This is a genomic window from Ruegeria sp. YTSC004, assembly GCF_059609805.1.
In genome coordinates this window covers 1-1,051 of the sequence record NZ_JBXWMJ010000042.1, presented here as the reverse complement: position 1 = coordinate 1,051, position 1,051 = coordinate 1, and the positions used below count along the sequence as shown (strand labels likewise).

The following is a 1,051-nucleotide window of genomic DNA, read 5'->3' as shown; positions in this document are numbered from 1 at the left end:
GCGCGGCAAAGCAGTCTTTGGTTCAGCGCTATTGGTCTATTTGGTCAGTGCCCAGCTTGGTTTGCCCGGACGAGACAGATGAAGATCGCCTCTGTTGGCTCGGGGTACCGAGGGCACCTCCGCTCGCCGGGCCGCGCAGCGGCTGAAGTAGCATTCGGTCGAGCCAGAGGTCTCGGCGTGTGCGAAACTGCTTGATGCCGATTTCCATGCTTTTGTGCCCCTTCTTGGGTTGCGCAACGTAAGTGCCTAGAAGTCGGTCCCACCACGGTAGATTAAAGCCAAAGTTCGAGTTGGTCTCGCTTGGATCGACTGAATGGTGGACTCGGTGCATGTCTGGAGTGACGACGATCCATCTGAGAATTCGATCCACCGGACGCGGCAATTCAATGTTTGCGTGATTGAAGAGCGCGGTAGCGTTCAGGGTCACCTCGAAAAGGAGCACGGCGACAGCGGGCGGCCCCAAGGTTGCTACGACCGCTAGCTTGATCCCCATCGAGATGAGGATTTCTACCGGATGGAAACGCAAGCCAGTAGTCGCGTCAAAATCAAGGTCGGCGTGATGCATCCGGTGCAGACGCCAAAGCCCCGGTACGGCGTGGAACATCACATGCTGAAGATAAATTGCGAGATCTAGAAGCAGCATGGAGACCACGATGGCAACCCAAACCGGCGCCTCGATGTTATTGAAGAGCCCCCATCCGCGATCCTCGGCCATGGCTGCGAAACCAACTGCGAGGATTGGAAAGGTCAGCCGCAGGATGGCGGTGTCGAGCACCACGAGCGCAAGGTTGTTTGTCCATCGGATAACGCGCGGAATATCCCGACTTCGCCGGGGTGCGGCCACTTCCCAAAGTGCCATCGCCGCCAGGACGGATAGGAAGGCAATAAGGCGGATAGTTGGTTCAGCAGCTAGGATTGTGTCGGACATGGACATCCTCTATTCGGGTTTCCGTCGCGATAGAATTGCAAGCTGTTCTAGGCGACGACCGCTCCAATGTAACGCAGACATGCAAGCGATACCATCTGAGGGCGGCTTGGTCCGCAAGGCGGA

At 57.3% G+C, this 1,051-nt stretch carries 1 protein-coding gene; it reads right to left on the bottom strand.

Annotation, left to right across the window (positions count from 1 at the left end):
• Nucleotides 1–28: 28 nt before the first annotated feature.
• Nucleotides 29–928, bottom strand: coding sequence for a sterol desaturase family protein (locus tag AC2FFP_RS23300; RefSeq protein ID WP_496771017.1), 900 nt, complete (start codon nucleotides 926–928; stop codon nucleotides 29–31).
• Nucleotides 929–1,051: the final 123 nt, after the last annotated feature.